Raw genomic sequence first — 25319 nt, forward strand, 5'->3', positions numbered from 1 at the left:
AGAATATTGTTTGAACGGATGAAGTTCGCCAATGTAAAGAATTCCTTTGTTTGCGAGTCGTTCAGCAATAAGTTTAATAATTCGATCAAGATTTTCGATGTGTTCTAAAACCAAACTGCAAACAACCAAATCAAATTTTTCAGACGTAAAATTCCATTCTTTAGTAATATCAACTTTCTGGAATTGTACATTTTCATTTTTTATTTTCTGTTGAGCAAATTCTAACATATTTTCCGAAAGATCAATGCCCAAAATTTTCTTGCCTTTTGTGAGAAGCCATTCTATGTTTTTTCCTGTGCCACAACCAATTTCCAGACAGTTTTCGAACTCGATGTTCTTTAGTGTTTCTCTCAAAGATACAGCTTCTAAATCTCGCGTTTTGTTTAGATTGGTATCATATTGTTCCGACCAAAAATTGTACGCTTCTTCAACATTCATTTTAATTATTTTTATCATTAATGATGAATCAAATATCCGAAAAATCCACTAAAAAAAACGCAATTCATAAAGAATTGCGTTTTAAATATTTTTATTGAAAAGTTTCTATAATCCAAATTGTTTTGCAAACAAATCGGGAAAAATTCCTAAAGCAATAATTGCAATAACGATGAATATCGCCACGATATTGTAAGTTAAGGAAACTCTTTCTGAAGTTTTGAAACTGCTTTCTTTCGGGAAGAACATCGCCATGATTAAACGAAGATAGTAGGCAATTGAAATTGCAGATCCTAAAACAGCGACCAAAACCAAGAATGGTGATTGGTCAATCGCCTGTGCGAAGATGGCAAATTTCCCCATGAACCCTGCGGTTAAAGGAATACCAGCCATTGATAATAATGATACTGTTGCAGTTACAGCCAGAATTGGTTCTGTATGTCCTAATCCTTTGAATGCATCATAAGAAGTATCTCTTTTCAGTTTTTCTACCCAGATGAGACACATCATAACGCCCACTGTTGCCAATGAATAAGCGAATAAATAGAATGCTAGATTGTAGCTTGACAAACTATTCATTCCATAAAAAATCAATGATAAATAGCCGACATGAGAAACGGAAGAGTACGCCAACATTCTTTTTACATTGGTTTGTGCTAATCCCATAACATTGGCTAGGAATAGAGTAATAATGATTAAAACTCCGATAATATTAATCCATTCTGCAGTGATTCCGATGAACCCAATTGTCATTAATTTAAAGAACGCAAAGAAAGAAGCGATTTTTACAACCGACATCATAAATGCAGTGATGAGCGAGGGCGACCCTTGGTACACATCTGGACTCCACATGTGGAAAGGTGCGAGAGATACTTTAAAAGCTAAAGCAACCAACATTAAAACGGCACCTAAAATAAACATTAAGTTTTTCGGATTTGTTACCGCAAATTCATGAATTTTATACAAATCAAAACTTCCGCTGCTTCCGTAAATTAAGGCAACTCCGAATAAAAGGAATCCTGTGGCAAAAGCGCCCATCAGGAAGTATTTTATTGAGGCTTCATTGGACCGTAAATCTGTTTTGTTACTTCCTGCTAAAACATATAGTGGAATAGAAAGAATTTCGACTCCCAAAAATAAAGTCAGCAAGTTTTGGAAACTAAATAAAATGACTCCTCCGCTTAATGAAAATAACATTAATGCATATAATTCTGATTGGTGATTTCGGTGATTGCTAAACGAAAAACCTCCCAAGAAAAATAATAATATGGTAGTAACAATCGCTATTTTAGTAAACATTGCAGCATTTGCTCCAAACTCAAACATGTGTTGGTATTGGCTGAAGAATGAAATTTCTGGTAAGAAACTGACATAAAAAGCAATCATCAGTCCCAAAATACCAATGTATCTTGAGAATTTTCCCTGTTCAAAAACACCCGCAAATAATGCGATAACTGCGGTAAGGAATATAATTATTAAAACGCTCATTGAGTATAGATTTGAGATTTATAGATTTGAGATTTCAGATTTCGTCCTGGTCTCGATCTCTTTATTTCTTAATTATTAATTTTATTAATTCATCATTGAAGTGAAAATAAACTTCAATGAACTGTGCACCATATCGAGGATTGGCTGTGGAAATATTCCTAAGAATAGTACAAAAATGACTAAACTTGCCAATACTGAAAATTCAACGCCTGTTAAATCGCCCGCACTTGCCAAAATTTCTTCATCTCCTTCTCCAAACATAGCTTTTCCATAAAATCTGAAAAGGTAAACGGAAGAGAAGATCATGGTTGTTCCACCGATTACGGCAGCGAGAATACTATAATCGAAAATCGATTTAATTAAGATAAATTCTCCTACGAAACCATTGGTTAAAGGAAGTGCAATTGATCCTAATAGGATGATTAAAAAGAACACAGCAAATTTTGGAGCGACTCTTGCCAAACCTCCCATTTTTCGGATGTCTCTGGTTTTGAATCTTTTGTAAAGAATATCAGCACAATAGAATAATCCCACCACGTTGATCCCGTGAGCGAATGCTTGAACTAATGCACCTTCACCACCTTCAATCATTAAAGTTCCTTTCATCGTTAAGATTGCAGATGCCATAATTCCGGCAGTCATTAATCCAACGTGAGATAAAGAAGAATAAGCGATTAAACGTTTTGAATCATTTTGAATAATGGCAATTAAAGCTCCATGAACGACGCCAATAATTGCGAGTACCAATACGATTTGTCCAGAAATTCCTAAGATTGGTTCTGGCGTAATCGGTAATAACCATCTTAATAAACCATATATTGCCATCTTCAACATAATCCCCGAAAGTAACATGGAACCTTGTGTTGGTGAATAGGTATAAGTGTCTGGCTGCCAGGAATGAAAAGGGAATATCGGTAATTTCACTGCAAAAGCAAAGAAGATGAACCAGAAAATTACGGTTTGCGCTCCTGAAGTTAAATCTGCATTATACAAATCTGTCAACGCAAATGATGCGGAGTGATTGTAAACGTAGATTAAACCAATCAACATAAACAGCGACCCGACAAAAGTGTACACAAAGAATCTTGTTGTAAACTGAATTTTCTTGTCTTCCTGTCCCCAGATGCCGGCGATTAACCAGATTGGAATCAAGGTAACTTCCCAGAAAAGGTAAAATAATAAACCATCTAAAGAAGTGAAAACGCCTACTAACCCAAACTGCATCAACAAGATTAATCCGTAGAAAGTATTTCTATATCCTGGTTTTTCATTAAAGGAAGAAAGAATAATAAGCGGTGTTAAAATGTTGGTTAATAACAACATCAACATGCTCATTCCATCAATACCGAAATGAAGATTACTCTTGATATAATTGGACCAAGGATAATTGATTTCGTATTGCAAAACTCCGTCAACGGTAGGTTTGAAATCGAAATTCGAGAGCATATAAAAGGTCAATAACATTTGTGCAAATGCAATTCCTAATGCAAGATATTTACTGGCGGGATTTTTCCACGCGAACACCAATACTGAGCCTATAAGAGGTAAAAGCAGTAATGTTAATAATAGGTATGACATTTACTATTGTAATATAAAGTTAACAATTAATATAATTCCGATTGCCAGAGACATGATGAGAACATAATTCTCTACATTTCCGTTCTGTAGCTTTTTTGCGGCTTTTCCAGAATCTTCTGCTCCGATACCAATGTAATCGACAAATCTTTTTAGAATGCCTTTGTCAAACATATTTCCAGCGATGCCAAGCCCTTCGATAAATTTCACAAATGTAGCGTTGTTTAATTCGTCGATATATAATTTTTTGTTGGACAATTTTTCCCAGCCAGTATAATTTTCGTCTGGTAAAGCCATTTTTTTCTTGTTAACGTAGATGTTTTTAACAACAAACCATACCACGAAGAACATTAAAACGGTTAAACCTAAAAGAATCATTTCAGTCATCAAAGGAACTTCAGGAAGTTCTACATCATAAACGTAAATATTCTGTAACCAAGTTCCTAACTTTGCATAGCTGCCGTGACCGATAAAATGTGGAAGATTAATGAAACCTCCAATAACCGAAAGCGCTGCAAGAACGACCAATGGTAAGGTCATATTTAAAGGACTTTCATGAAGATGATTTTTCTGTTCTTCAGTTCCTCTAAACTCGCCGTGGAAAGTTAAGTAGTATGCTCTGAACATATAAATCGCCGTCATTGCTGCAATGATGAAAAGAATTATCCATAGATATGGACTTCTTCCGTAAACATTTGCCAGGATTTCATCTTTAGAAATCATCCCGGAAAGGAATGGAAATCCAGAAATTGCTAATGTTCCGATTAAAAAAGTAATATGGGTAATTGGAATTTTTTTCTTTAAACCACCCATTAATCTCATATCCTGTTCGCCGCTCATTGCGTGAATTACCGAACCTGAACCCAAGAATAACAACGCTTTGAAAAAGGCATGTGTCATTAAGTGGAACATTGCGGTAGTGTATGCACCTACACCAACTGCAACAAACATAAATCCTAACTGAGAAACGGTAGAATAAGCTAATACTTTCTTAATATCATTTTGTCGAAGACCGATAAATGCAGCTACTAAAGCAGTCAATAATCCGATGAAGAGAATTCCGTCCATTGTAGTTGGTGCTAATGAGAACAGGAAGTTCGAACGGACTACTAAATAAATCCCGGCAGTTACCATGGTTGCAGCGTGGATTAATGCAGAAACCGGAGTTGGTCCGGCCATCGCATCAGGAAGCCAGGTGAATAATGGAATCTGTGCAGATTTTCCGACAGCTCCAATAAATAAACTCGCGGTGATGAAAATAATAACCGTAGAATCTAATTCGAATTTCCCTGAATTCTGAGCAACAGAAAGGTAATCGACAGCATTGGTTTGAGAGGCAATCATCAGAATCCCGATAATCATTCCCAAGTCTCCAATACGGTTCATGATGAAGGCTTTTCTTGCTGCTGCACCATATTCCTTGTTTTTGTACCAGAAGCCGATGAGTAAATAAGAACATAATCCAACCCCTTCCCATCCGATGAAAAGAATTAAATAATTGCTTCCCATTACCAAAAGCAACATCATGAAGATAAATAAATTCAGATAAGAAAAGAATTTATGAAAACCTTCGTCAGTGCTCATGTAGCCAATAGAGTAGAGGTGTATCAAAGAACCGATCCCCGTAATAATCATGATCATCATTAATGATAACTGATCGATTTGAAAACCGAAATTCACCTGAATTCCATTAATCCTGAACCATTCAAAAGCTCTTACAATAACGGGTTGTGAATTTGCATTAAACTTTAAGAATAAACTCAAAGCAATAATAAATGAAGCAAATACCACAGCCGTTGCCAAAGTTCCTACCAACATCTTCGGAAGCTTTTTTCCGAATAATCCGTTGATCAGAAATCCTGCAAGTGGTAAAAGTATAATCGCGTAAACTAAATTTTCCATCCTTTATTATCCTCTTAATTTATTAAAAATACTGATATCTACTGATTTTGTATTTCTGTACAGCATCGCGATAATTGCTAAACCTACGGCAACTTCCGCAGCGGCAACCACCATGATGAAGAAAACCAGAATCTGCCCGTTTCCGTCACCTTTATAAGATGAGAACGCAGCGAGCAAAAGGTTTACAGAATTCAGCATCAACTCTACACATCCTAAAATGATGATGGCATTTTTGCGGATTAAAACCCCCATTACACCGAGACTAAACAGAATAGAACTTAGAATAATAAAATATTCTAAAGGTACTACTTGTATAAATGAATTTACTTCTCCCATAATTCTATAAATCTTTTTTACCAATTAAAACTGCTCCTACAATTCCCGCAAGAATAAGGATGGAAGCCAATTCGAAAGGCAAAACATATTCGTTAAACAATAATCTACCCAAGTTTTTGGTTAAACCAACAGAGGTATCGACATCACCTGCAAATGTTTTTTGGTTTAAACCTTTGAATGCTCCTAAAATACCGACCAATAATAATCCTGCAGAGAATACTCCGATGAATTTTGGAAGGTTTTTCTTTCTACTTTCATCTTCTTTATTCAAATTCAACATCATTAAAATATAAAGGAACAATACCATGATTGCACCTGCATAAACGATGATTTGTACAATTCCCAAAAACTGCGCATTGAGCAAAATATATAATGCAGCAACCGAAAAGAAAGTCACGATGAGTGATAAAATTGAGTAAATCGCATTTTTTGAAAAAACAAAATAAAATGCACTTACCAGCGCCAAAAATGCTACGAAGAAAAATATGATTTGTTCCATACTATTTTACTGATTTTTTTTGCAATTCACTTTGACGCTCCGTAATATCAATTCTTTCATTGATTTTTTCCACCAATTTATCTTTCCCATAAATGAAACTTCCACGATTGGTTTCTACATCCACCAAACGATCGGTTAAATAGATTGCAGATTTCGGACAAGCTTCTTCACAAAGACCACAGAAAATACATCTCAACATATTGATTTCATAAACCGATGCATATTTCTCTTCACGATACAGATTCATTTCGTCTTTCGTTCGTTCAGCACCTGTCATTGTAATTGCTTCCGCTGGACAAGTCACCGCACAAAGTCCGCAAGCAGTACATCTTTCTCTGCCTTCTTCATCACGTTTTAACACATGAAGTCCACGCCAAATTTTTGCTCTTGGTTTTATTTGTTCAGGATAAGACCATACTTTTCCTTTCGGCCCTGCTATCGCATGCTTTAAAGTAATAGACATTCCCTTGAAAATTTCTGGGAGGTATAATTTTTCCATAAAAGTCATCTCTTTGTTCGAGACTACTTTTGATCTGTTTGTCAGTTTCATATTGATGGGTTTTAGCCTCACTTTTCAGTGTTGCATTAAAACTTCTATTTTAATTAATGTGCGAAGAAAACAATTACTGCAGTAGTAATTATTAAATTCACTAATGCCAATGGGATTAATTTCTTCCACCCTAAATGCATTAACTGGTCATATCTAAATCTCGGAATCGTCCAACGAATCCACATAAATACTAAAATTCCAAATACCGTTTTTCCTAAAATTGCGAAAATACTTAAAGTTCCAGCAATATTTTCTCCCCAATTTTCGGAAACCCAGTTAATACCAGGATAATTAAATCCACCGAAAAATAAAGTAGCGATTAAAGCATTAGAAATAAACATATTCACATATTCACCGAACATATATTGTCCGAAGTTCATCGACGAATATTCGGTCATAAAACCATTTACCAACTCTGATTCACATTCAGGTAAATCAAAAGGTGCACGACCTGTTTCTGCCATTGCAGCAATAAAAAATATAAGGAATGCCAAAGGCTGATAAAAAATATTCCAGTTCATTCCATCTGCCGGAATAAAACCCCATATTTTTCCTACCCCTTGTGAAGAAGTGATGTAATGTAAATCTAAACTTCCCGCCATTAAAATAATAGATAGAAGAGAAAGACCCATCGCCAGTTCATAAGAAATCATTTGTGATGAAGCACGAATTGCACCAATCAACGAGTATTTATTATTAGAAGCCCAACCACCAATCATCATTCCGTAAACTCCAATGGAAACCATTGCGATCAAATACAAAACGCCAACATCAATATTAGCAATCTGGATGTCAAAAGAATTTCCTCCGATACTCAAAGATTTTCCCCAAGGAATCACCGCTCCGGTAATTAAGGAAATGAACATGGTTAATGCTGGCCCGATGTAGAATAGAAAACGATCAGCTCCCTGTGGCACAAATCCTTCTTTGAAGAATAATTTTCCACCATCGGCCAAAGGTTGTAAAATCCCGAAAGGACCTGCTCTGTTCGGCCCAATTCTGTCTTGAAGAATTGCAGCCACTTTTCTTTCGCCCCATGTTGAATAGGCGGCAACACCTAGCGATACTGCGAAAAGTACAACAACTAATATTATTTTAAAAGTAATTAACTCCATAATTATTTCACGTCTTTTTCACTGAGTTCTTTTGCATCTGGATTATCCAAAAGACTAATCATGTTTTTAGGTTTTTCGTAATGGTTCAAAGAAATCACTGAATGGCGATCGATATGACGTGGTCCTTCAATCGTCCAAAATTTTAAATCCTTTTTATGGAATCTACAATCGTCGCAAATCCAATCCTGTACTTCATCGTACTGGTCCTTTCTGGCAGTTACCCGAATAACTTCCTCGCCTTTCATCCAAACGACCGCTTTACCTGCACATTTTGAACATTCGCAAGTTCCATTCATTGGTTTTGTAAACCAAACTCGGCTTGCAAATCTCGCAGTTCTGTCTGTTAATGCACCAACTGGACAAACATCAATTACATTTCCGATGAAATCACTTTCTAACGCTTTGTTCAAATTGGTTGATATTTCCGCATGTTCGCCTCGGAACAAAATACCGTGCTCTCTATTTTCAGTCAATTGATTGGCTACCAAAACACATCTTGCACACAAGATGCAACGGTTCATATTTAATTTAATATTAGGACCAATATCTTCCGGCTCAAAGGTTCTTCTTTCGAATTCTGTTCTTGTTTTTTCTAAACCATGCTCATAACCTAAATCCTGAAGATGACATTCACCAGCTTGATCACAAATTGGGCAATCCAAAGGGTGGTTGATTAACAGAAATTCGGTTACCGCTTTTCTTGCTTCCTGCGTTTTTTCAGAGGTAAGGTTTTTCACTTCCATTCCGTCCATTACGCTTGTTCTACAACTTGCCATTAATTTTGGCATTGGTCGTGTATCAGCGTCAGAACCTTTAGAAACTTCTACCAGACAAGTTCTACATCTACCGCCGCTTGATTCTAGCGGTTTGTAATAACACATCGCGGGTGGTACAGATTTACCTCCGATTTGTCTTGCTGCTTCCAAAATAGAAGTTCCAGGCAAAACTTCGGTAGTTTGTCCATCGATGGTTATTTTGAATTTTTTAATTTCTTCGCTCATATTTAAAGATTTTAGATTTTAAATTTTGGATTTTAGATGAATCCGAAACTAAGATCTTATCATTCACGTTATCTATTTTTTCTTTGTATTAAAAGTATATCCGATTCCTGCATTAATTTGTCCGAAAACGAAATTCTGGCTTGCTTTATCAGGTTTATTATTTAATGTCGTTTTAATGTCCCACATATTGATGTATCCCGCTTTTGCTTCAACTCTTGCCATCCAATGATTCCAGAAAACAAAATTAATATTCGTTCTTGCATCTGCTCCAAAACCTGCAACATGAAAACGATCGCTTCTTTCGTTTCCAAAAAGTTTCACATTACTTTTCGGGAACATTACTCCAAGTCCACCGCCATAACTCCAAACGATATCTATATTTTTTCGGGAATAAATGTTTTTATATTTTTCTAAACCTAAATTTTCATAATTCAATCCGTCGGTATGTTCAAAGGTCAGAAACTTTTCATCTGCGAGATTTACCTGCCCGTTTTGTACCATTGCTGCATATTTCGGGTCAGAAATTGTTCCTGAAAAATCGACGGTTTGGTTTTGATTCATCACATATTTCATGTGATCGATTCCCAAAACTAAAGCTAAATTATCTTTAATAAAATATCCTATTCTGAAATTATACTGCGTTACCGTAAACCAAGCCGGATCAAAATAAACCAATCCAAATTTCGTAGGTCGGTCTGTTGCAGCCACATTATTCAACTGAAAATCGTAGTCGTTTCCTTTAAAGTGAATATCAGAATTGCTGAATGCGCCTCTGTTCCAACCGTAGAAAACGAACATTTGACCTTTTTTAGTCAAAGGATTTGTTTTCTTTTCAAATAGATAACAAATTATAGAATCAGTTTTTGGTTTTGACTCTGTAATATCTAATGAACCAATTCTTCTGGTAAGCATTTTTGACAAACTATCTTGTTTTTGCCCAAAAGCAAAATTCAATCCTACAAAAAGGAATACAAAAATTTTAAAGAACTTCTTCATCTTATTCTGCTTTTGCAGCCACTGGTATTGGATCAGCATAATGTGCTAAACCGTAATTTCTTGTTTGACTTTCAGGATTATCAATATACCATTCGAACTCATCACGGAAATGTCGAATTGCAGCGGCAACTGGCCAAGCGGCGGCATCACCGAGCGGACAAATCGTGTTTCCTTCTATTTTTCTTTGAACGTCCCACAATAAATCGATATCATTTAATGTTCCTTGTCCGCTGTGAATTTTTTTCAAAATCTTATAAAGCCAAGGCGTTCCTTCTCTACAAGGAGTACATTGTCCGCAACTTTCGTGAGCGTAGAAATGGGCTAGAGTCATCGTATGTTTAACTACAGACTGGTCTTCATCTAAAACGATAAATCCACCTGAACCCATCATGGTTCCAGTTGCGAAACCACCATCTGCCAAAGATTCATAATTCATGTATCTCGGTTCTCCGTTGATGGTTTTTAATAATAAATTCGCCGGAACAATAGGTACAGAACTTCCACCCGGAATACAGGCTTTTAGTTTTTTACCATTAGGAATACCGCCGCAATATTCATCAGAATAAATAAATTCTTCAACGGTAATCGTCATATCGATTTCGTAAACTCCTGGTTTGTTGATGTTTCCGCAAGCGGAAATTAATTTTGTTCCTGTTGATCGACCAACTCCAATTTTCGCATATTCTGCTCCAGTAATATTAATAATTGGAACTACGGCAGCAATGGTTTCTACGTTATTTACAACGGTCGGACATTCCCAAAGTCCTTTCACTGCTGGGAATGGTGGTTTCAAACGAGGGTTTCCTCTTTTGCCTTCCAGAGATTCTAAAAGGGCAGTTTCTTCACCACAAATATAAGCACCAGCACCACGATGAACGTAAATCTCTAAATCGAAGCCAGTTCCTAAAATATTTTTCCCTAAAAATCCTGCAGCTTTTGCTTCTTCAATCGCTTGTTCTAAAATATCTGGAATCCAAGCAAATTCACCACGAATGTAAATGTACGCGGTGTGAGCACCCAAAGCGAAAGAGGAAATAATCATTCCTTCGATTAACAAGTGTGGAATATACTCCATCAAATACCGGTCTTTGAAAGTTCCCGGTTCGGATTCATCGGCATTTACGACCAGATATCTTGGTACGCCTTCTGGTTTTGCGAGGAAACTCCATTTCATTCCAGTTGGGAAACCTGCGCCACCACGACCTCTGAGTCCAGAAGTTTTCACTTCTTCGGTAATGGCGTCGGGAGACATTTTGAATGCTTTTTCCACAGCATCGTAACCGCCTTGTTTACGGTAAACGTCGAAAGTGCGGATCCCTTCGATATGGGCGTCTTTAAGTAAAAGTTTTTTACTCATTTTAATATATGCTTTTAGCTATTGGCGTATTGCTTCTAGCTTTTTATAATTATTTTAATCCAAAGCAAGCGTTCCCTGTCTGCAAAGTTCCAGGATTTCATTTACTTTTTCTTTTGTTAAATGTTCATGATAAAATTTCCCCAATTGCATCATGGGTGCGTAACCGCAAGCACCAAGACATTCTGCTGTTTTCAGCGTGAAAAGTCCATCGGCAGTAGTTTCGCCGTTTTTGATGCTTAAAGTTTCTTTGATGTAGTTGATGATTTCATCGCTACCATTTAACATACATGGTCCTGTTTGACAAACTTCTAAAACGTATTTTCCGACAGGTTTCATATTGAACATGCTGTAGAATGTTGCTACTTCATAAACCTCGATGGGTTTAATCTCAAGAAGTTCGGCAACATAATCCATTACTGGAATTTGTAACCATCCATCAAATTCTTTTTGTGCCAAATGAAGCACGGGAATCAACGCTGATTTTTTTCTTTCTGCAGGATATCTCGCAGTAATTTTATGGACCTGAGCTAATGTTTCAGGTTTAAAAGCAATCGTTTCGCTCATTATTTTTATAGATTAAAGAACTAAGAACAAAAAGTAAAGACTCTGAAATTGTTCTATATTCTATTTAATTTTTTTAATGATAAAAGTTGAAAAGTCTTTCATCTTTCATCTATTTTTTTTCTCTTATTACTTATTCAATTTTATGCATCCAATTCACCTGCAATGACGTTCATGCTGCACAAAGTAACAATTGCATCTGAAATTAAACCTCCTTGAATCATCTCTGGAAACGCCTGATAATAAATAAAGCAAGGTCTTCTAAAGTGTAGTCGATAAGGTGTTCTTCCACCATCGCTTACCAAATAAAATCCTAATTCACCATTTCCACCTTCAACACAATTATAAACTTCCCCTTTTGGAACTTCAGTTTCTGCCATTACGATTTTAAAGTGATAAATCAAGGCTTCCATATTGTTATATACATCTGCTTTTTCCGGAAGATAAAACTCTGGGAGATCAGCATGGAAAGGTCCTTCTGGTAAATTGGTGTATGCTTGCTGGATAATTTTAAAACTTTCCCAAACTTCTTGCTGGCGAACCATAAATCGGTCATAAGTATCTCCCGTAGTTCCTACTGGAATAATGAAATCAAAATCTTCATAAGAGCAATACGGATGAGCAACACGTACATCGTAGTCTACTCCTGTTGCTCGCAAGTTAGGACCAGTAAATCCATAACTTAAAGCTCTTTCTGCAGAAATAGGTCCGGCGTTAATTGTTCGATCCATAAAGATTCTGTTTCTTTCATTCAAAACACAGAAATCTTTCCAAACTGCTGGAAATTTTTTCAGCCAAGTTTTCATTAGTTCATGAAACTTTGGAGTGAAATCTCTTTCGAATCCTCCGATTCTTCCCATGTTGGTAGTCAATCTCGCTCCACAAACTTCTTCATACATTTCGTAGATTCTCTCTCTTTCCTGGAAAAGATAGGTTAATCCTGTAATCGCACCAGCATCCATCGCAATAACTCCATTACAAATCAAGTGATCTGAAATTCTTGCCAACTCCATCATAATTACACGCATATAATCTACACGTTTAGGAATTTCGCAACCGAGTAGTTTTTCTACAGTTAAATGCCATCCTATATTATTAATGGGAGCCGAACAATAATTCATTCGATCCGTTAAAGTGGTGATTTGGGTAAAATTTCTTCTTTCACAAATTTTTTCAAAAGCACGGTGAATATAACCTACCGTTTGTTCGGCATGCAAAATTCTTTCACCATCCATCGTAAGGACGTTCTGAAAAATTCCGTGAGTCGCTGGGTGAGTTGGACCAAGATTTAAGGTATATAATTGACCGTCAATTTGTTCCTTAGAATCGTGTTGGTTCAGTATATCTGAGAGTGCGTTGTCTTTCATAATGCTTTTGGCTTTTGGCTTTTGGCTGATTGCATAATGCGAACTGCCACAAGCTATTTGCTTTTTTTATCTTCCGAACATTTTATCGTCTTTGTCGGTTCTGGTTCCGTCTTCCAATCGATATTCTTTTAACATAGGGTGATAACCTAAATCTTCCATATTCAGGATTACCCTTAAATCAGGGTGTCCTTTAAATTTAATTCCGTAGAAATCAAAAGTCTCTCTTTCCATCCAGTTTGCACCAGCGTACAGGTCAGTCATAGAATCTACTTCAATATTTTCTCTGGTCATAAAAACTTTCAAACGAATTCGGAAATTAGTCATCATATTATGAAGATGATAAATCACGCCGATTTCTTTTTCTGGAGTTTCAGGGTAGTGAATTCCACAAATATCAGTTAGGAAATTGATTTGAAGAGAAGAATCCTTTAAATAATGAATCACTTTTTTGATGTCTTCTTTTTTTATTTCTAAAGTTAAAAAATCGTAAGGGGTCTCATGCGAAATTACGGATTCGGGAAACTCTCTGGTAATTGCTTCTAAAACAAATTCGTTTGTCATTTCTATTAATCTATATCGTATGATGCTAATATTTGTTGGTATTCGGGAAGATCTCTTCTGCGAATACTTTCACCTTCACAAAGGGCTTGAACCTGCATGACGCCTTCAATAATTTGTTCAGGTCTTGGCGGACAACCGGGAACGTAAACATCTACCGGAATGATTCTATCAATTCCCTGCAATACAGAATAAGAATCGAAAATTCCACCACTTGATGCACATGCACCAACAGCGATTACCCATTTTGGCTCTGCCATTTGGGTGTAAACTTGTTTTAAAACAGGTCCTAATTTTTTTGAAATGGTTCCACAAACCATCAACATATCTGCTTGTCTCGGTGAGAATGAGTTTCTTTCCATACCAAATCTTGAGGCATCGAAAGTTGGATTGAGTGTCGCCATGAATTCAATTCCACAGCATGATGTAGCAAAAGGCAAGGGCCAAAGTGAGAATTTTCTTGCCATACCAATCACACTGCTGAGTTTGGTGGCGAAAAAACCTTCTCCTTCAAAACCTTCTGGAGCCTCGGCATCCATTCTTATTACTGGTTTATTATCAGACATTTTAATTTTCTTAAAGTTACTAAAAATTCAAATTTTCAGATTATTTATCCCAATCGAGTGCACCGCGTTTCCATACATAGATGAAAGCAATGAAAAACACAGAGATAAAAGTAAGTACTGCGAAGAAACCTTCGACACCGAATTCACGGATGTTCACCGCATAAGGGTAAAAAAAGACAATCTCGATATCAAACAATACAAAAAGTACTGCGGTTAGAAAATACTTTACAGAAAACGGAGTTCTTGCATTTCCTTCTACTTCTACACCGCATTCGAAACTTTCATTCTTTTTAGTGGACGTTGATTTTTGTCTTGGTCCTAAAAAATGGGTTCCTAAGATGGAGAGTAAAACGAAACCCGCACCAACCGCAATCTGAATAATAATCGGGATATAATTTTCAGGAAGATTCATCTTTACATTATTTTCTTAATCATGCAAATTTAAGGAATTAAGTATAATAGAAAAAATTATAACCCTTAAATATGATTGATATCAAATAAAATTTAAATGTATGGCAAGCATATAATTTATTTATTCTTGGTATCTTTTATTCTTTTCAAGACCAAATAGGCTAAATAACCGATATATAGAAAAAGAAAACTTGCAAAGAGAATATTTATTCCTTCATTAAGTCGTTCGTCTTTAACCTGAAAAAACTGGTTGTACACGATGAATGCAATAATCATCGCTACGTAGATATAAAGTTGTTTCTTCATTTCGTCTTAGTTTTTTTCGTTACCAATTTCCATTGAATAGGTTTTCCGGCGTTTATGATTTACAGGATTGTAATCTTGCCAAAGAACTTGTACACTTTTATTTTCTTCGAGTTCAGGGTTTGTTTCAAGAATTTTAACTCCTTTTTTACTAAAGTTCCTCCAGATTTCTTTAAATATAATTGAAGTGACACCACGTCTTTGGTAATCTGGATGAATGCCGATAAGATAGAAATTGGCTCTGAGGTTTTTTTTGCCCGCCTGTAAAAAATGATACCAACCAAAAGGAAATAATTTACCATTGGCTTTCTGAAGGGCTTTCGAATAAGAAGGCATCGTGATTGCAAAAGAAATTAGTTCGTTATTTTCATCGACAATACATACGATATAATCTTTGTCAATAAAACTGAAATATTTTTCTCGGTAAGTTTTTATTTGCTCATCAGTAATTGGAGTGTAGGTTGAAAGGGTTTTATAAGTTTCATCTAATAATCGAAACATGGGTTCTACATAAGGGAGGATTTCCTTTTTATTGTTAAAGTGAAGGACTCTTAATTTGTATTTTTCGGCAATCAAATTGCTGAATTTTTGTATTTTTTCCGATAAAACCGTAGGAAAATCCAGTTCGAATTCTACCCATTCTTTTTCTTTAATTAAACCTAATTTTTCTAAATGTTCTGGATAATATTCAAAGTTGTATAAACCGATCATCGTTGCGATTTTATCAAAACCCATGGTCAGCATTCCTGCTTTATCTAAATTGGTGAATCCCATCGGGCCTTCAATTTTCGACATGCTTTTTTCTTTCGCATAATCAATCGCTTTCTGAATCAATGCTTTTGAGACTTCTAAATCATCGATAAAATCTAACCATCCAAATCGCACCTTGTTGATTCCTAATTCATTAACTTCTTTATGATTAATCATCACAGCGATTCTGCCAACAATTTTTTCGTCTTTGTAAGCCAAGTATCTTTTAAATTCAGAATAGTCCAAAGCCGCATTTTCTTTGGGATTCCAAATGTTTTTTTCATCATTGATTAAAGGCGGAACGTAATTTTCATTACTTTTGTAAAGTTCCATCGGAAATTTGATGAAATTTTTTAAATCAGCATTGGTTTTTACTTCAAGAATCGTAATCACAATCATCAGTTTTAGTTTGAGAAAACAAAGATAAATCATTCGGCCAAAACTAAAAACTTTGGCACGTTTTTTATTAATACATAGTCGATTATAAAATATAGATAAAAAAGAAAAAATGACAGGTTATTATGTAATTATTGGGATTTCAATGTTGGTAAGTTGGTTGGTTTCATCCAGGTTAAAAGCAAAATTCGAATATTATTCACAAGTACATTTGCGCAACGGAATGTCCGGAAAAGAAGTCGCAGAAAAAATGTTAAGAGACAACGGTATTAATGATGTTAAGGTAATTTCGGTTCCAGGACAACTGACCGACCATTATAATCCAGCAGATAAAACAGTTAATTTATCAGAAGGCGTTTATATGCAAAGAAATGCTGCCGCAGCGGCAGTTGCAGCGCACGAGTGTGGACATGCAGTGCAACACGCAGTTGGATATTCAATGTTACAACTTCGCTCAAAATTGGTTCCGATGGTTAATATCAGTTCGAATTTAATGCAGTTTGTATTAATTGGTGGTATCGTTTTAATGGGCGCAACCAGAACCATCGAAAATCCAAACGGAAATACAACGGTTCTCGCTATTGGTGTAGCAATGTTTGCAGTGACAACACTTTTCTCTTTTGTTACTTTACCCGTAGAATATGACGCAAGTAATCGTGCGATGAAATGGTTGAAAGACACAGGCACAGTTACCGTTGAAGAATATGTTGGTGTAAAAGATTCTTTGACTTGGGCTGCCAGAACCTATGTGGTAGCAGCATTGGGTTCATTAGCGCAACTAATGTATTGGGCTTCAATGTTGATGGGAAGAAGGGATTAAAAGAGCCAAGTAAAAAGTAATCCCGATAACTATCGGGAGAGCCAAATAGGGACAAGTCGAAACTTGTCCAGTAAACATTACAAAAATTCAAAAGAAATATGTTGCATCTCGGACAATTGTTCCGAGATGTTTTCTTTTTGAGAGGTTTTTATTTTTGCGATAATTTTGCATTTTTCGTCGGTCAGAAAATCCAGGATTTTTCCATCGAATTTATTCAGTAAAGTGAAAATTTGATTTTGTTGGTTGAAATTAAATTCAATTTCCAAATCGCTTTCTAATTCTTTGGTGATGATTTCTGTTTCGTTTAAAGTGAGTTTTGCCGATTCTTTGTAAGCCTTTACCAAACCCGAAACGCCGAGTTTTGTTCCGCCATAATATCGCACAACAATTAATAAAATATTGGTAATTTCGTGCGCCAAAAGTTGATTGTAAATTGGCAAGCCTGCGCTTCCGTTGGGTTCGCCATCGTCGTTTGCGCGGTAATTTTCGCCGTTCATTCCCAATCGAAAAGCGTAGCAGTGGTGCGTTGCTTTCGGATGTTCGGTTCTTATTTTTTCTAAACTTATTTTTAATTCCAATTCATTATTCACCGGAAAAGCAAAACCAATAAATTTGCTTCCTTTTTCTTTCAGAAGGATATTTTCGATCGGGCTTTTTATGGTTTTGTAGGAGAATTCCAAGTTCAATAATTTTTATAGAATTTCAAATTGTTATTTCTGAAATTTTCGATTTTTTGAGGTCTAAAATCAAATTTCGGCGCTTTCGTTCCATTTTCTAAAATCAGATTTTCATTTTTAATAATAATCGCTTCGTCCCAAAGATTTTCTTTAATAAATTGATTTAAAGTAAAACTTCCACCTTCGATAATCACCGATTGAATCTGGTTTCCGTATAATTTCTGCATTAAATTTTCTAAGAAATTTTCCTTTTCAATTGTAATGAATTTTACATTATTTTCTTCCGAATTTTTCACCGCATTAAAAACCAAAGTTTCCGATTCATCATTATAAATATTGAAATTTCTCGGAACTTTTAAATCAAAATCAATTAAAATTCTCACTGGATTTCTGCCCGAAACCTCTCGCGTTGTCAAGCTCGGATTATCGGTTAAAGCCGTATTTGTTCCAACCAAAATGGCGTGTTCTTCACTTCTTAATTGATGCACAAATTGTTTGGTTAAATCATTTCCGATTTGCGTTGGTTTGAAATTTTTATCCAGAAAACCATCAGCAGATTCTGCCCATTTCAAAATCACAAAAGGTCTTTTCTTTTGATGAAACGTGAAAAATCTTTTATTTAAATCAATGCATTCTTTTCTCAAAACTCCCGAAACAACTTCTATTCCTGCGTTTTCTATAATTTGTTTCCCTTTTCCATTTACTTTTTCGTGAGAATCTAAAGTTCCAATCACTACTTTTTTAAAACCGATTTCCACAATTTTGTTGGCGCAAGGAGGTGTTTTCCCGAAATGCGAACAAGGTTCGAGCGAAACATAAATCGTAGATTCCTTCAAAAGTTCGGGGTTTTTTACAGAATTAATCGCATTGATTTCTGCGTGAGGTTGTCCTGCTTTTTCGTGAAATCCTTCGCCAATAATTTCGTCATTATATACGATTACACTTCCAACCAAAGGATTCGGATAGGTTTTTCCCAGTGCTTTTTGGGCAAGTTCGATGCAGCGTTTGATGTAAATTTCGTGATTCATCAGAATTAAAAAACACCCAACGAGTTGCCGAGTGTTTTTTTTTTTTTTATTAAAAATTAATTTTTTGCCACCACTTTTATTTCCGGAATTTTGAATTCAATCATCGTGGTAATGAGATGATCTCTTTGTCTTGCCAAAGATTTCGATGCAGATTTTAAATCGCCATACATTCTTTTTGCCTGAGATAAAATAAGGAAGCTTTTTTCGCTACCATTGTTATAGCTCTTGAAACGATAGACATTATACTCGATATAAGAATCTCCTTTTTCGGGACTTTCAGAGATGAAATAATCGACAATATATTCTGTGCCGTCTGGGTTTTCAATCACATTTACTTTTGCAAATTTATCTGTTTTTGCTCTGTTTTGTATTGCTTCTGTTTTTTGACGAACCGCCGATTCCATTTCTATTTCCTTAGTGAAATAAGAAAAATCGAGCAGTTGCGTGAAGTCTTCAGTTCTTTCGTCACTAGGTAAATACTGCTGGCGATATAATGTTTTGGACATTGGTTTGCTCCAGGAGATAAAATATTCGGTACCATCATATTCAATCGGATTCGGAATTGACAATAAATCCTGCATATTGTCTTGCGCTTTAACAAAAGATAAAGAACTTATAAACAGCAGTAGAATTATTTTCTTTAACATGATTTCTTTATTGATTTTCGCCAATGAGAATACTGTGCAGACTTTGTTTCATGCTTTCGAGTTGAGCCTTTTTATCATCGATTTTCTTGTACGTTTCTTTTAACAAAGGGTTTTCTCTTGTTGAGTTACTGAAGAATCCGAGGTTGTTTTCCATTTTTACAATTTCAGCGTCTAAATCAGCAATTTGGTTTTTAATTTTTCTGGCTTTATCGGTCACTTGATTTTCAGAAAGTCCTTCTTCTTTCAGATCATATTCGTGAATCTTGTTCAGTTTCAGTTTGTCGCGAAGAACTTTATTGAACTCGGTATTAATAGTGATTTTCTCTCTTGGTACTTTTCCGATATTATTCCATTTCGATTTAATCTGCTCGATTTTTTCAACACTTCCTTCTTCGTTACCGATTTCTTTTAATTCTTCTAGAAGTTGTTTTTTACTCTTGAAATTTTCTTTCCAATTGTCGTTTGCCGTATTATTTTTCTCTCTGTAGTTATTAAAAAAAGTATTGCAAGCTTCCCGAAAATCATCCCAAACTTTGTTGGTCATGCTTCTTGGTACGTGACCAATTTTTTTCCAATCTTCTTGTAATTTTTTGAATAAAGGAACCACGATTTCCCAATCTTCAGACAACATATTGTCTTTTGCGGTTGCAATTAATTTCAGTTTATCATCAAGGTTTGTTTGTTGAGAATTCTTTAAACCTTTGTAAAATTCATTTTTCTTAATATTAAAATTTCGTAAATGTTCTTTAAAATCATTCCAATTTTGATTTGAAATTTTTCTTGGTACATTTCCTAATTTTAAAAATTCGGTGCGCAAGCCTTCCACTTTTTTAATGGAGTTTTGCCAATAATTATGATTGGTTTCTTTGGTGGCTTCAGCCGTTTTTTTGATTTCCTCGATGATTTCGTTCTTACGAACTAAGTTTGCGTTTTGCTCTTTATCGATTTGCTCCGTTAATTCAGATTTTCTATCGTGGATTTTATTTGAAATCTCCTTGAATTCGTCCCATGTTTTTTCTCTAAATTCTTCAGCAACAGGTTCTGCTTCTTCTTTCCAAAGTTTATGAAGATACTGCAACTCATTCAGCGCTTTTTGTACAGAAGGTTCTAGTTGCAATTCCTTGGCTCTTTCAATGATGTGCTGTCTCTTTTCTAAATTATGCGCAAATTCCTGCTCCATATATTCTTTGTTCATATCGAGCATTTGATAGAACTGATTCAAATGATGGAAGTAGTTGTTATTCAGTATTTTGAATTCTGATTTTGCAACTTGTCCGGCATTTTTCCATTCTTCTTTAATGTCGCGAATCGCTTTGAAAAGATTGGTTCCTGCTTCGGTATTGGTATAGAGATTTTTCAGATTTTCGATAATCGTCTGACGGTGTTCTAAGTTGATAAGATGATTTTCTTCTTGTTTTTTGTGGTATTCATCGTTCTTTTCGCGATAAATATTGAGTAAAGTAGAAAGTTTGGCTTGCGAAGGATGTTGATGGCTGAATAGTTCTACGGGATTTCCTGCACTAACGAATTCATTTTTTAAATCTTCAGTTTGATCGTGAATCAAATGATTTGCCTGCTCTTTTAGTTGATTGAATTTTCTAAAATGGGCACCAGCATCTTCTTTGTTAATGATGGATTGCATTAAAACCAGAACTTCAGGTAAAGATAAATTCTCCAAATTTTCTAGTTCCTCTTCATGATGTTCTTCCTCTTCTTTTTCTACCGATTTTTCGGAAATAGCTGTTTTAATTTCTGCTTCAGAAGACTGGTTTTTATCGATTGGTTGAATTTCACTCGGAGATTCTTCCGCTTTTTCAGCTTCTTTAGGCTCTTCTATAACGGTGTCTATTGGAGTTTCTAAAGGTGATTCAGTCTTTGTTGCTGTTGGGTTTTCAGCTGTTATTTCTTTTGAAATCGGTTCTTTCTCGTGGTTCTCAGAAAGGGAATCTTCTGTAATCATAGCAGTCTTTTTATTAATTTTTTTTTTGTCAGTTTATTTGAAATCATAAACGATGCACTAAATTAACTTATTTTTTTTGAACATTCCAAATTTTCCACGCTTTTTCTGCTTGTTGCTCAAGCATATAAAAACCGTTTACTGTTTTTGCTTCATTTTCTGCGGCTTTTTTTATAAATGAGGTATATTCTGGATTATAAATAAGGTCGATTACTAAGTGTCCCGAAGTTAAACCAGAAAATGGAAAGTTAAGGCAATCTTCAACATTCGGAAAAGTGCCAACCGGAGTACATTGAATAATTAATGGATGTTCTGCAACAATTTCTTTAGTCAAATTCTCAAAATTCAAATCACCAGTTCTGGTAACTGTTTGGAAAGAAATTCTGTGTTTTTCTAAAATGTATTTTACTGCTTTTGCAGCACCGCCATTTCCTAAAATTAATGCTGAACGATGATTTTCTTTTTTATGAAGTAAAAGCGTTTTCTCAAAACCAAAAGCGTCGGTATTAAATCCTTTTTTGATATTATCTTTAATGAGAATGGTATTTACCGCACCGATTTTTTCTGCCTCATCACTGAGTTCATCTAAATAAGGAAGGATTTTTTCTTTATAAGGGATGGTCACATTAAGACCGATAAGATCAACATCATTAAAAAGCTGGTCAACTTCTGCAATATCATTTAAATCAAAAATATTGTAATTGTGATTTTTTAGAAATAGTTTTTTAAACTTATTTTCGAAATAATTTTTAGAGAAGGAGTAGGAAATGTTTTTCCCGATAAGTCCAAATTTGATTTGCTGATCCATGGTTCAAAAATAATAAAAAGGGAAGTATATCTCCGTTTTTGAGATGTTTTATTTTGTGAATTTGTTTTGTTTCCAGTTTTTAAATCCAATTATCTGTCAGACAAATGGTTATGTTTGTTATTTAATTAAATTTTGTTCCGCAGTTGGGACATTTGCATTCGTTAGTAGTTTCTTTATCCATTTGTAGTCTGTTGATAAATGCAGAACTGATGATTCCAGTTGGCAAAGCAAGGACACCAATTCCAATGATGGCGATGATAGAACTTAGAAGTTTGCCTAAAGGAGTAATGGGATAGATGTCGCCATATCCCACGGTGGTTAAGGTGGCAACTGACCACCAAAGCGATTGCCCAATGTTTTCAAACTTATCTGGCTGCGCATCATTTTCTACGTAAAACATTAAAGTTGATGATAATATTAACAGGATGAAGGCTACAAATAAAGTGAGCGATAATTCTGATCTTGAATCTTTTAGCACACTCACAATAGTCTGCAGCGATTTTGATAATCTCCCAAGTTTAAAAATTCTAAGGAGACGAAATAATCGAAGGATTCTGAGAACTCTTAAGTCAAAAGGAAAAATTAAAGGCAAATAGAACGGTAAAATCGCAATTAAATCGATTAAACCATAAGTGGACAAGCTGAATTTAAACCTTTTTGAAAATCCTGTTCCTTTTTCGAAATTCAAATCTGCAGTCCAGAATCTTAATACGTATTCGATTGAAAATATGGTGACGGAAAAAAATTCGAATATTTCAAAAAAAGATTGAAACTGAGCGAATATTTCTTTATAAGAAGCAAGAATCAATGAAAGTACATTGAAGATAATCAAAGTATAAATAAACTTTTGAAACCATAAATTAGAATTGATGAAATCGTAAACCTTTTTTTTAAACATAGATAATTTGGTGTGAAAATGAAAATTTATTTTGAGATTGATTGTAGAAAAGAACTTAGAAATACATGATTTTATCTAATGTCAGAGTTGATTAATGGTTCAAAATTAAAAAAAAGACTGATGAAAACCATCAGTCTTGAAAAAGTCTTGTTATTTGTTTTTATTCAACAATAAATTTCGAGGTGCTGTTCTCAACTTTCAAAATATAAACGCCTTTCGATAAATTTTTCAAAGCTATTTTATTTGAATTTTTGAAAGGTTGTGCAACAGATTGAACTAGTTTCCCAGTAAAATCAAAGATTTGGGCAGTTGATATTTGAGCTAGATTTTTTCCTATAATATTCAATTCACCATTTTTTACAGGATTTGGAGAAATAGTGATTGCATTTTTGTTTGCAGTACTTTCGTTTACGGCTGCAAGTGCATAGCAAGTCCATTTCATATCATCAATCGCTACTCGGTTGCTTGTGCTGCTGTTTTGCAAAGTAATTTCTACTGTTCCGGAAGCATTAATTCCTGTTACCGTTGTGGTAGTTGCTGTGGTGCTGTAAGGAATCGTTTTTCCAGTGTCAGTACCATTTACGAAGATTTTCAATGTTCCTGCGGTTCCTGAAAATTTCAATTGAGTAGTTACTTTTAAATCTCCAATTCCGTTCGGAGCTGATAATGCAGTAAGGGAACCATCTCTGATGGTAAGTGCTTTTCCGTTGATGGTTTGATCTGTTCTGGAATCTTCCGAAGTCCAAGAAATGCCATTACTCGTCCAGTTATAAGTGGAATAGGTGGAAGAACTTGTTGGGATTGAATCGAAATTTTCGTCGCCGCAATTTAGACCAATTGCAAGGGTAGTTGCAGTAACCGAATTACTGGATGGAGAAATATTTCCGCCTGCATCTTTCGCCTGTACATAAATGGTATAGGTAGTAGAAGGATCTAGATTGGCAATATTCGCCTGAGTATCGGTGCTTGAACCATTAAGTACCCCATTAGCATAGATGTCATAAGAACTTACTCCGATATTATCGGTAGCGGCAGACCAGGTTACAGCGATATTATTGGTGCCTACTGAAGATATTGTAAGATTTGCTGGCGAAGTAGGAGCTTCGGTATCAATGATTGTAGTTCCTGTCGCGGTATTACTTTGTGGCGATAAATTTCCGGCTGCATCAGCTGCAATCACATAGAAATTATAAGTCGTTCCTTGTGTTAAACCAGAAACAGTAGCTGAGTTCGAGCTTGCATTGCTGTGGAAAGTTCCATCTACAAAAATTTTATAATAGGCTACTGCGATATTATCGGTAGAAGCAGTCCAAGATAAGTTAGCGCTTGCTGTTGAAGTAGAATTGACGGCCAAGTTGGTTGGGGTTGAAGGGGCTTCGTTATCTACAACTTGAGTTCCCCAAATCTTTTGCACCCATTCTGGATGATCAATAAAAGGGTTTCTGTTATTTTGATAAACATAGGCAGCATTGTTTCTTTCGATTTCTGTTGGTGAAACAGGATCTTGTGCTGCCCACGCTAAAAGCACATCTTTTTCCCAATTTTGCAATCCTGGAAAAGCAGAACCACCTAACATATTTCCTGTAGAAAATCCTGAAAGTTTGTCTTCATATCTTGTTACAAAATAAAAAACCATTCTTGCAATATCTCCTTTGAATTCATCAATTGGTTCAAAAACAGTTCCGCCATATCCTGCAGAAACAGAAGAGCCTAGTTTACTGCCGTTTTTTGAAGTGAATGAAGGGTTATTAACTGCACCAAATGGGTAATTGCTTCTCATGCCGTTTACTTTACCATCTGTTGGTCGGATGAAATGAATATCTGAAACCATTGGCGATTTGGATCCAAAAAAACTCTGAGGAATAACGTGTTCGCGGTTATAACAATCTCCTTCAGAGCTGTAATTTCCACATTTTTTTACGCCATGTTGATAATTGTAAGGGTCAGCTCCTGATGGTTTTTCAGAATACATATCTAAAACACTACCGTCATTTTCATAGTAATGATCAGAATCGGTCGTGGGATATGCCGTGTAAAGAGCATCGTAACTCTTGCTTAAAGCACCATTATTAAGGATGGTACTTAGTTTTGTTTTCAAAGCTGCACCTGTTAAACCGTCGGTGCCATTGTAGTAATTGGCAGGAACTTGTGCTAATGCTATAGAAAACATAAAGCCAAGCAAAAGGGTAGTGAATTTTTTCATTATAATATAGATAAAATTGGAGGGCAAAGGTATATAAAAATATAAAGCAAAAATGATTTTTTTATAAAAGGTTGATATTTTTTGTTCTTTTCAGAATAATTACGAGAATGTATTG

The 25319-nt window shown here is 35.4% G+C and carries 26 protein-coding genes; 1 reads left to right on the forward strand and 25 read right to left on the reverse strand.

Annotated features, from left to right (window positions below; all coding sequences use genetic code 11):
* The 18 genes from WBY99_RS08560 to WBY99_RS08645 all read right to left on the reverse strand — a co-directional run.
* Window positions 1–438: class I SAM-dependent methyltransferase (locus tag WBY99_RS08560; protein WP_423975912.1), on the reverse strand; the 438-nt coding region annotated here is incomplete at its 3' end.
* A gap of 105 nt (window positions 439–543) precedes the next feature.
* Entirely contained in the window at window positions 544–1923 is a 1380-nt protein-coding gene (locus tag WBY99_RS08565) for an NADH-quinone oxidoreductase subunit N (protein WP_423975913.1), read from the reverse strand.
* A gap of 84 nt (window positions 1924–2007) precedes the next feature.
* Window positions 2008–3501 (reverse strand): complex I subunit 4 family protein, encoded by a 1494-nt coding sequence (locus WBY99_RS08570; RefSeq protein WP_423975914.1) that lies wholly within the window; start codon window positions 3499–3501, stop codon window positions 2008–2010.
* 3 nt (window positions 3502–3504) lie between these two features.
* On the reverse strand, window positions 3505–5400 hold the full coding sequence (gene nuoL / locus WBY99_RS08575) for an NADH-quinone oxidoreductase subunit L (protein ID WP_423975915.1): 1896 nt from the start codon (window positions 5398–5400) through the stop codon (window positions 3505–3507).
* A 6-nt stretch (window positions 5401–5406) separates the two neighbouring features.
* Window positions 5407–5736 carry an NADH-quinone oxidoreductase subunit NuoK gene (gene nuoK / locus WBY99_RS08580; protein WP_423975916.1) on the reverse strand — a complete coding sequence of 110 codons (330 nt, stop codon included), beginning with the start codon at window positions 5734–5736 and terminating at the stop codon, window positions 5407–5409.
* Window positions 5737–5740: 4 nt separating this feature from the next.
* Window positions 5741–6235 carry an NADH-quinone oxidoreductase subunit J gene (locus tag WBY99_RS08585; RefSeq protein ID WP_423975917.1) on the reverse strand — a complete coding sequence of 165 codons (495 nt, stop codon included), beginning with the start codon at window positions 6233–6235 and terminating at the stop codon, window positions 5741–5743.
* A 1-nt stretch (window position 6236) separates the two neighbouring features.
* On the reverse strand, window positions 6237–6785 hold the full coding sequence (locus tag WBY99_RS08590; RefSeq protein ID WP_423975918.1) for a NuoI/complex I 23 kDa subunit family protein: 549 nt from the start codon (window positions 6783–6785) through the stop codon (window positions 6237–6239).
* Window positions 6786–6838: 53 nt separating this feature from the next.
* Window positions 6839–7900, reverse strand: coding sequence for an NADH-quinone oxidoreductase subunit NuoH (gene nuoH, locus WBY99_RS08595; protein WP_423975919.1), 1062 nt, complete (start codon window positions 7898–7900; stop codon window positions 6839–6841).
* Window positions 7901–7902: 2 nt separating this feature from the next.
* Entirely contained in the window at window positions 7903–8901 is a 999-nt protein-coding gene (locus WBY99_RS08600; protein WP_423975920.1) for a 2Fe-2S iron-sulfur cluster-binding protein, read from the reverse strand.
* 72 nt (window positions 8902–8973) lie between these two features.
* Window positions 8974–9699 carry a hypothetical protein gene (locus WBY99_RS08605; protein WP_423975937.1) on the reverse strand — a complete coding sequence of 242 codons (726 nt, stop codon included), beginning with the start codon at window positions 9697–9699 and terminating at the stop codon, window positions 8974–8976.
* A gap of 199 nt (window positions 9700–9898) precedes the next feature.
* Window positions 9899–11254 carry an NADH-quinone oxidoreductase subunit NuoF gene (nuoF, locus tag WBY99_RS08610; protein ID WP_423975921.1) on the reverse strand — a complete coding sequence of 452 codons (1356 nt, stop codon included), beginning with the start codon at window positions 11252–11254 and terminating at the stop codon, window positions 9899–9901.
* A gap of 54 nt (window positions 11255–11308) precedes the next feature.
* Entirely contained in the window at window positions 11309–11818 is a 510-nt protein-coding gene (gene nuoE, locus WBY99_RS08615; protein WP_423975922.1) for an NADH-quinone oxidoreductase subunit NuoE, read from the reverse strand.
* 140 nt (window positions 11819–11958) lie between these two features.
* Entirely contained in the window at window positions 11959–13182 is a 1224-nt protein-coding gene (locus WBY99_RS08620) for an NADH-quinone oxidoreductase subunit D (protein WP_423975923.1), read from the reverse strand.
* A 66-nt stretch (window positions 13183–13248) separates the two neighbouring features.
* Window positions 13249–13743 carry an NADH-quinone oxidoreductase subunit C gene (locus WBY99_RS08625; protein ID WP_423975924.1) on the reverse strand — a complete coding sequence of 165 codons (495 nt, stop codon included), beginning with the start codon at window positions 13741–13743 and terminating at the stop codon, window positions 13249–13251.
* A 5-nt stretch (window positions 13744–13748) separates the two neighbouring features.
* Window positions 13749–14306 carry an NADH-quinone oxidoreductase subunit B gene (locus tag WBY99_RS08630; RefSeq protein ID WP_423975925.1) on the reverse strand — a complete coding sequence of 186 codons (558 nt, stop codon included), beginning with the start codon at window positions 14304–14306 and terminating at the stop codon, window positions 13749–13751.
* A gap of 40 nt (window positions 14307–14346) precedes the next feature.
* Window positions 14347–14718, reverse strand: coding sequence for an NADH-quinone oxidoreductase subunit A (locus tag WBY99_RS08635; RefSeq protein ID WP_423975926.1), 372 nt, complete (start codon window positions 14716–14718; stop codon window positions 14347–14349).
* A gap of 116 nt (window positions 14719–14834) precedes the next feature.
* The gene (locus tag WBY99_RS08640; RefSeq protein WP_423975927.1) at window positions 14835–15023 is read right to left on the reverse strand and encodes a hypothetical protein; all 189 of its coding nucleotides are present in this window, start codon (window positions 15021–15023) and stop codon (window positions 14835–14837) included.
* A 6-nt stretch (window positions 15024–15029) separates the two neighbouring features.
* The gene (locus WBY99_RS08645; RefSeq protein WP_423975928.1) at window positions 15030–16169 is read right to left on the reverse strand and encodes a GTP cyclohydrolase; all 1140 of its coding nucleotides are present in this window, start codon (window positions 16167–16169) and stop codon (window positions 15030–15032) included.
* Window positions 16170–16278: 109 nt separating this feature from the next.
* On the opposite strand from WBY99_RS08645, the gene WBY99_RS08650 reads away from it, so the two are divergent.
* Window positions 16279–16986 carry a zinc metallopeptidase gene (locus WBY99_RS08650; RefSeq protein ID WP_423975929.1) on the forward strand — a complete coding sequence of 236 codons (708 nt, stop codon included), beginning with the start codon at window positions 16279–16281 and terminating at the stop codon, window positions 16984–16986.
* 77 nt (window positions 16987–17063) lie between these two features.
* Here WBY99_RS08650 and WBY99_RS08655 read toward each other — a convergent pair whose 3' ends face one another.
* The 7 genes from WBY99_RS08655 to WBY99_RS08685 form a co-directional block, all read right to left on the reverse strand.
* Window positions 17064–17666, reverse strand: a complete 603-nt coding sequence (locus WBY99_RS08655; protein ID WP_423975930.1) for an IMPACT family protein — start codon at window positions 17664–17666, stop codon at window positions 17064–17066.
* A 2-nt stretch (window positions 17667–17668) separates the two neighbouring features.
* Complete coding sequence (gene ribD / locus WBY99_RS08660; RefSeq protein WP_423975931.1) at window positions 17669–18691, reverse strand: bifunctional diaminohydroxyphosphoribosylaminopyrimidine deaminase/5-amino-6-(5-phosphoribosylamino)uracil reductase RibD; 1023 nt, start codon at window positions 18689–18691, stop codon at window positions 17669–17671.
* A 56-nt stretch (window positions 18692–18747) separates the two neighbouring features.
* Window positions 18748–19338: a hypothetical protein gene (locus WBY99_RS08665; RefSeq protein WP_423975932.1), complete on the reverse strand. Its 591-nt coding sequence runs from the start codon at window positions 19336–19338 to the stop codon at window positions 18748–18750.
* A 7-nt stretch (window positions 19339–19345) separates the two neighbouring features.
* A complete protein-coding gene (locus tag WBY99_RS08670) occupies window positions 19346–21298 on the reverse strand; it encodes a DUF349 domain-containing protein (RefSeq protein WP_423975933.1) in 1953 nt (650 codons plus the stop codon).
* 67 nt (window positions 21299–21365) lie between these two features.
* Window positions 21366–22103, reverse strand: coding sequence for a shikimate dehydrogenase family protein (locus WBY99_RS08675; protein ID WP_423975934.1), 738 nt, complete (start codon window positions 22101–22103; stop codon window positions 21366–21368).
* 121 nt (window positions 22104–22224) lie between these two features.
* Window positions 22225–23001: an ion transporter gene (locus tag WBY99_RS08680; RefSeq protein ID WP_423975935.1), complete on the reverse strand. Its 777-nt coding sequence runs from the start codon at window positions 22999–23001 to the stop codon at window positions 22225–22227.
* Between the two features lie 160 nt (window positions 23002–23161).
* Entirely contained in the window at window positions 23162–25204 is a 2043-nt protein-coding gene (locus tag WBY99_RS08685; RefSeq protein WP_423975936.1) for an endonuclease, read from the reverse strand.
* Between the last annotated feature and the right edge of the window lie 115 nt (window positions 25205–25319).

Origin of the sequence: Kaistella sp., from assembly GCF_049588135.1 — a bacterium.
In the GTDB taxonomy this organism is placed as follows: domain Bacteria; phylum Bacteroidota; class Bacteroidia; order Flavobacteriales; family Weeksellaceae; genus Kaistella.

Excerpts from the sequence above, each read along its gene's own strand:
- WBY99_RS08620 (WP_423975923.1), bottom strand. The coding sequence starts at position 13,182 with ATGAAAGACAACGCACTCTCAGATATACTGAACCAACACGATTCTAAG.
- nuoL (WP_423975915.1), bottom strand. The coding sequence starts at position 5,400 with ATGGAAAATTTAGTTTACGCGATTATACTTTTACCACTTGCAGGATTT.
- ribD (WP_423975931.1), bottom strand. The coding sequence starts at position 18,691 with ATGAATCACGAAATTTACATCAAACGCTGCATCGAACTTGCCCAAAAA.
- WBY99_RS08680 (WP_423975935.1), bottom strand. The coding sequence starts at position 23,001 with ATGTTTAAAAAAAAGGTTTACGATTTCATCAATTCTAATTTATGGTTT.
- WBY99_RS08675 (WP_423975934.1), bottom strand. The coding sequence starts at position 22,103 with ATGGATCAGCAAATCAAATTTGGACTTATCGGGAAAAACATTTCCTAC.
- WBY99_RS08630 (WP_423975925.1), bottom strand. The coding sequence starts at position 14,306 with ATGTCTGATAATAAACCAGTAATAAGAATGGATGCCGAGGCTCCAGAA.
- WBY99_RS08670 (WP_423975933.1), bottom strand. The coding sequence starts at position 21,298 with ATGATTACAGAAGATTCCCTTTCTGAGAACCACGAGAAAGAACCGATT.
- WBY99_RS08685 (WP_423975936.1), bottom strand. The coding sequence starts at position 25,204 with ATGAAAAAATTCACTACCCTTTTGCTTGGCTTTATGTTTTCTATAGCA.
- WBY99_RS08635 (WP_423975926.1), bottom strand. The coding sequence starts at position 14,718 with ATGAATCTTCCTGAAAATTATATCCCGATTATTATTCAGATTGCGGTT.
- nuoE (WP_423975922.1), bottom strand. The coding sequence starts at position 11,818 with ATGAGCGAAACGATTGCTTTTAAACCTGAAACATTAGCTCAGGTCCAT.
- nuoK (WP_423975916.1), bottom strand. The coding sequence starts at position 5,736 with ATGGGAGAAGTAAATTCATTTATACAAGTAGTACCTTTAGAATATTTT.
- WBY99_RS08625 (WP_423975924.1), bottom strand. The coding sequence starts at position 13,743 with ATGACAAACGAATTTGTTTTAGAAGCAATTACCAGAGAGTTTCCCGAA.
- WBY99_RS08600 (WP_423975920.1), bottom strand. The coding sequence starts at position 8,901 with ATGAGCGAAGAAATTAAAAAATTCAAAATAACCATCGATGGACAAACT.
- WBY99_RS08570 (WP_423975914.1), bottom strand. The coding sequence starts at position 3,501 with ATGTCATACCTATTATTAACATTACTGCTTTTACCTCTTATAGGCTCA.
- WBY99_RS08565 (WP_423975913.1), bottom strand. The coding sequence starts at position 1,923 with ATGAGCGTTTTAATAATTATATTCCTTACCGCAGTTATCGCATTATTT.
- WBY99_RS08665 (WP_423975932.1), bottom strand. The coding sequence starts at position 19,338 with ATGTTAAAGAAAATAATTCTACTGCTGTTTATAAGTTCTTTATCTTTT.
- nuoF (WP_423975921.1), bottom strand. The coding sequence starts at position 11,254 with ATGAGTAAAAAACTTTTACTTAAAGACGCCCATATCGAAGGGATCCGC.
- WBY99_RS08640 (WP_423975927.1), bottom strand. The coding sequence starts at position 15,023 with ATGAAGAAACAACTTTATATCTACGTAGCGATGATTATTGCATTCATC.
- WBY99_RS08585 (WP_423975917.1), bottom strand. The coding sequence starts at position 6,235 with ATGGAACAAATCATATTTTTCTTCGTAGCATTTTTGGCGCTGGTAAGT.
- WBY99_RS08605 (WP_423975937.1), bottom strand. The coding sequence starts at position 9,699 with ATGTTCGTTTTCTACGGTTGGAACAGAGGCGCATTCAGCAATTCTGAT.
- nuoH (WP_423975919.1), bottom strand. The coding sequence starts at position 7,900 with ATGGAGTTAATTACTTTTAAAATAATATTAGTTGTTGTACTTTTCGCA.
- WBY99_RS08590 (WP_423975918.1), bottom strand. The coding sequence starts at position 6,785 with ATGAAACTGACAAACAGATCAAAAGTAGTCTCGAACAAAGAGATGACT.
- WBY99_RS08650 (WP_423975929.1), top strand. The coding sequence starts at position 16,279 with ATGACAGGTTATTATGTAATTATTGGGATTTCAATGTTGGTAAGTTGG.
- WBY99_RS08645 (WP_423975928.1), bottom strand. The coding sequence starts at position 16,169 with ATGATTGTGATTACGATTCTTGAAGTAAAAACCAATGCTGATTTAAAA.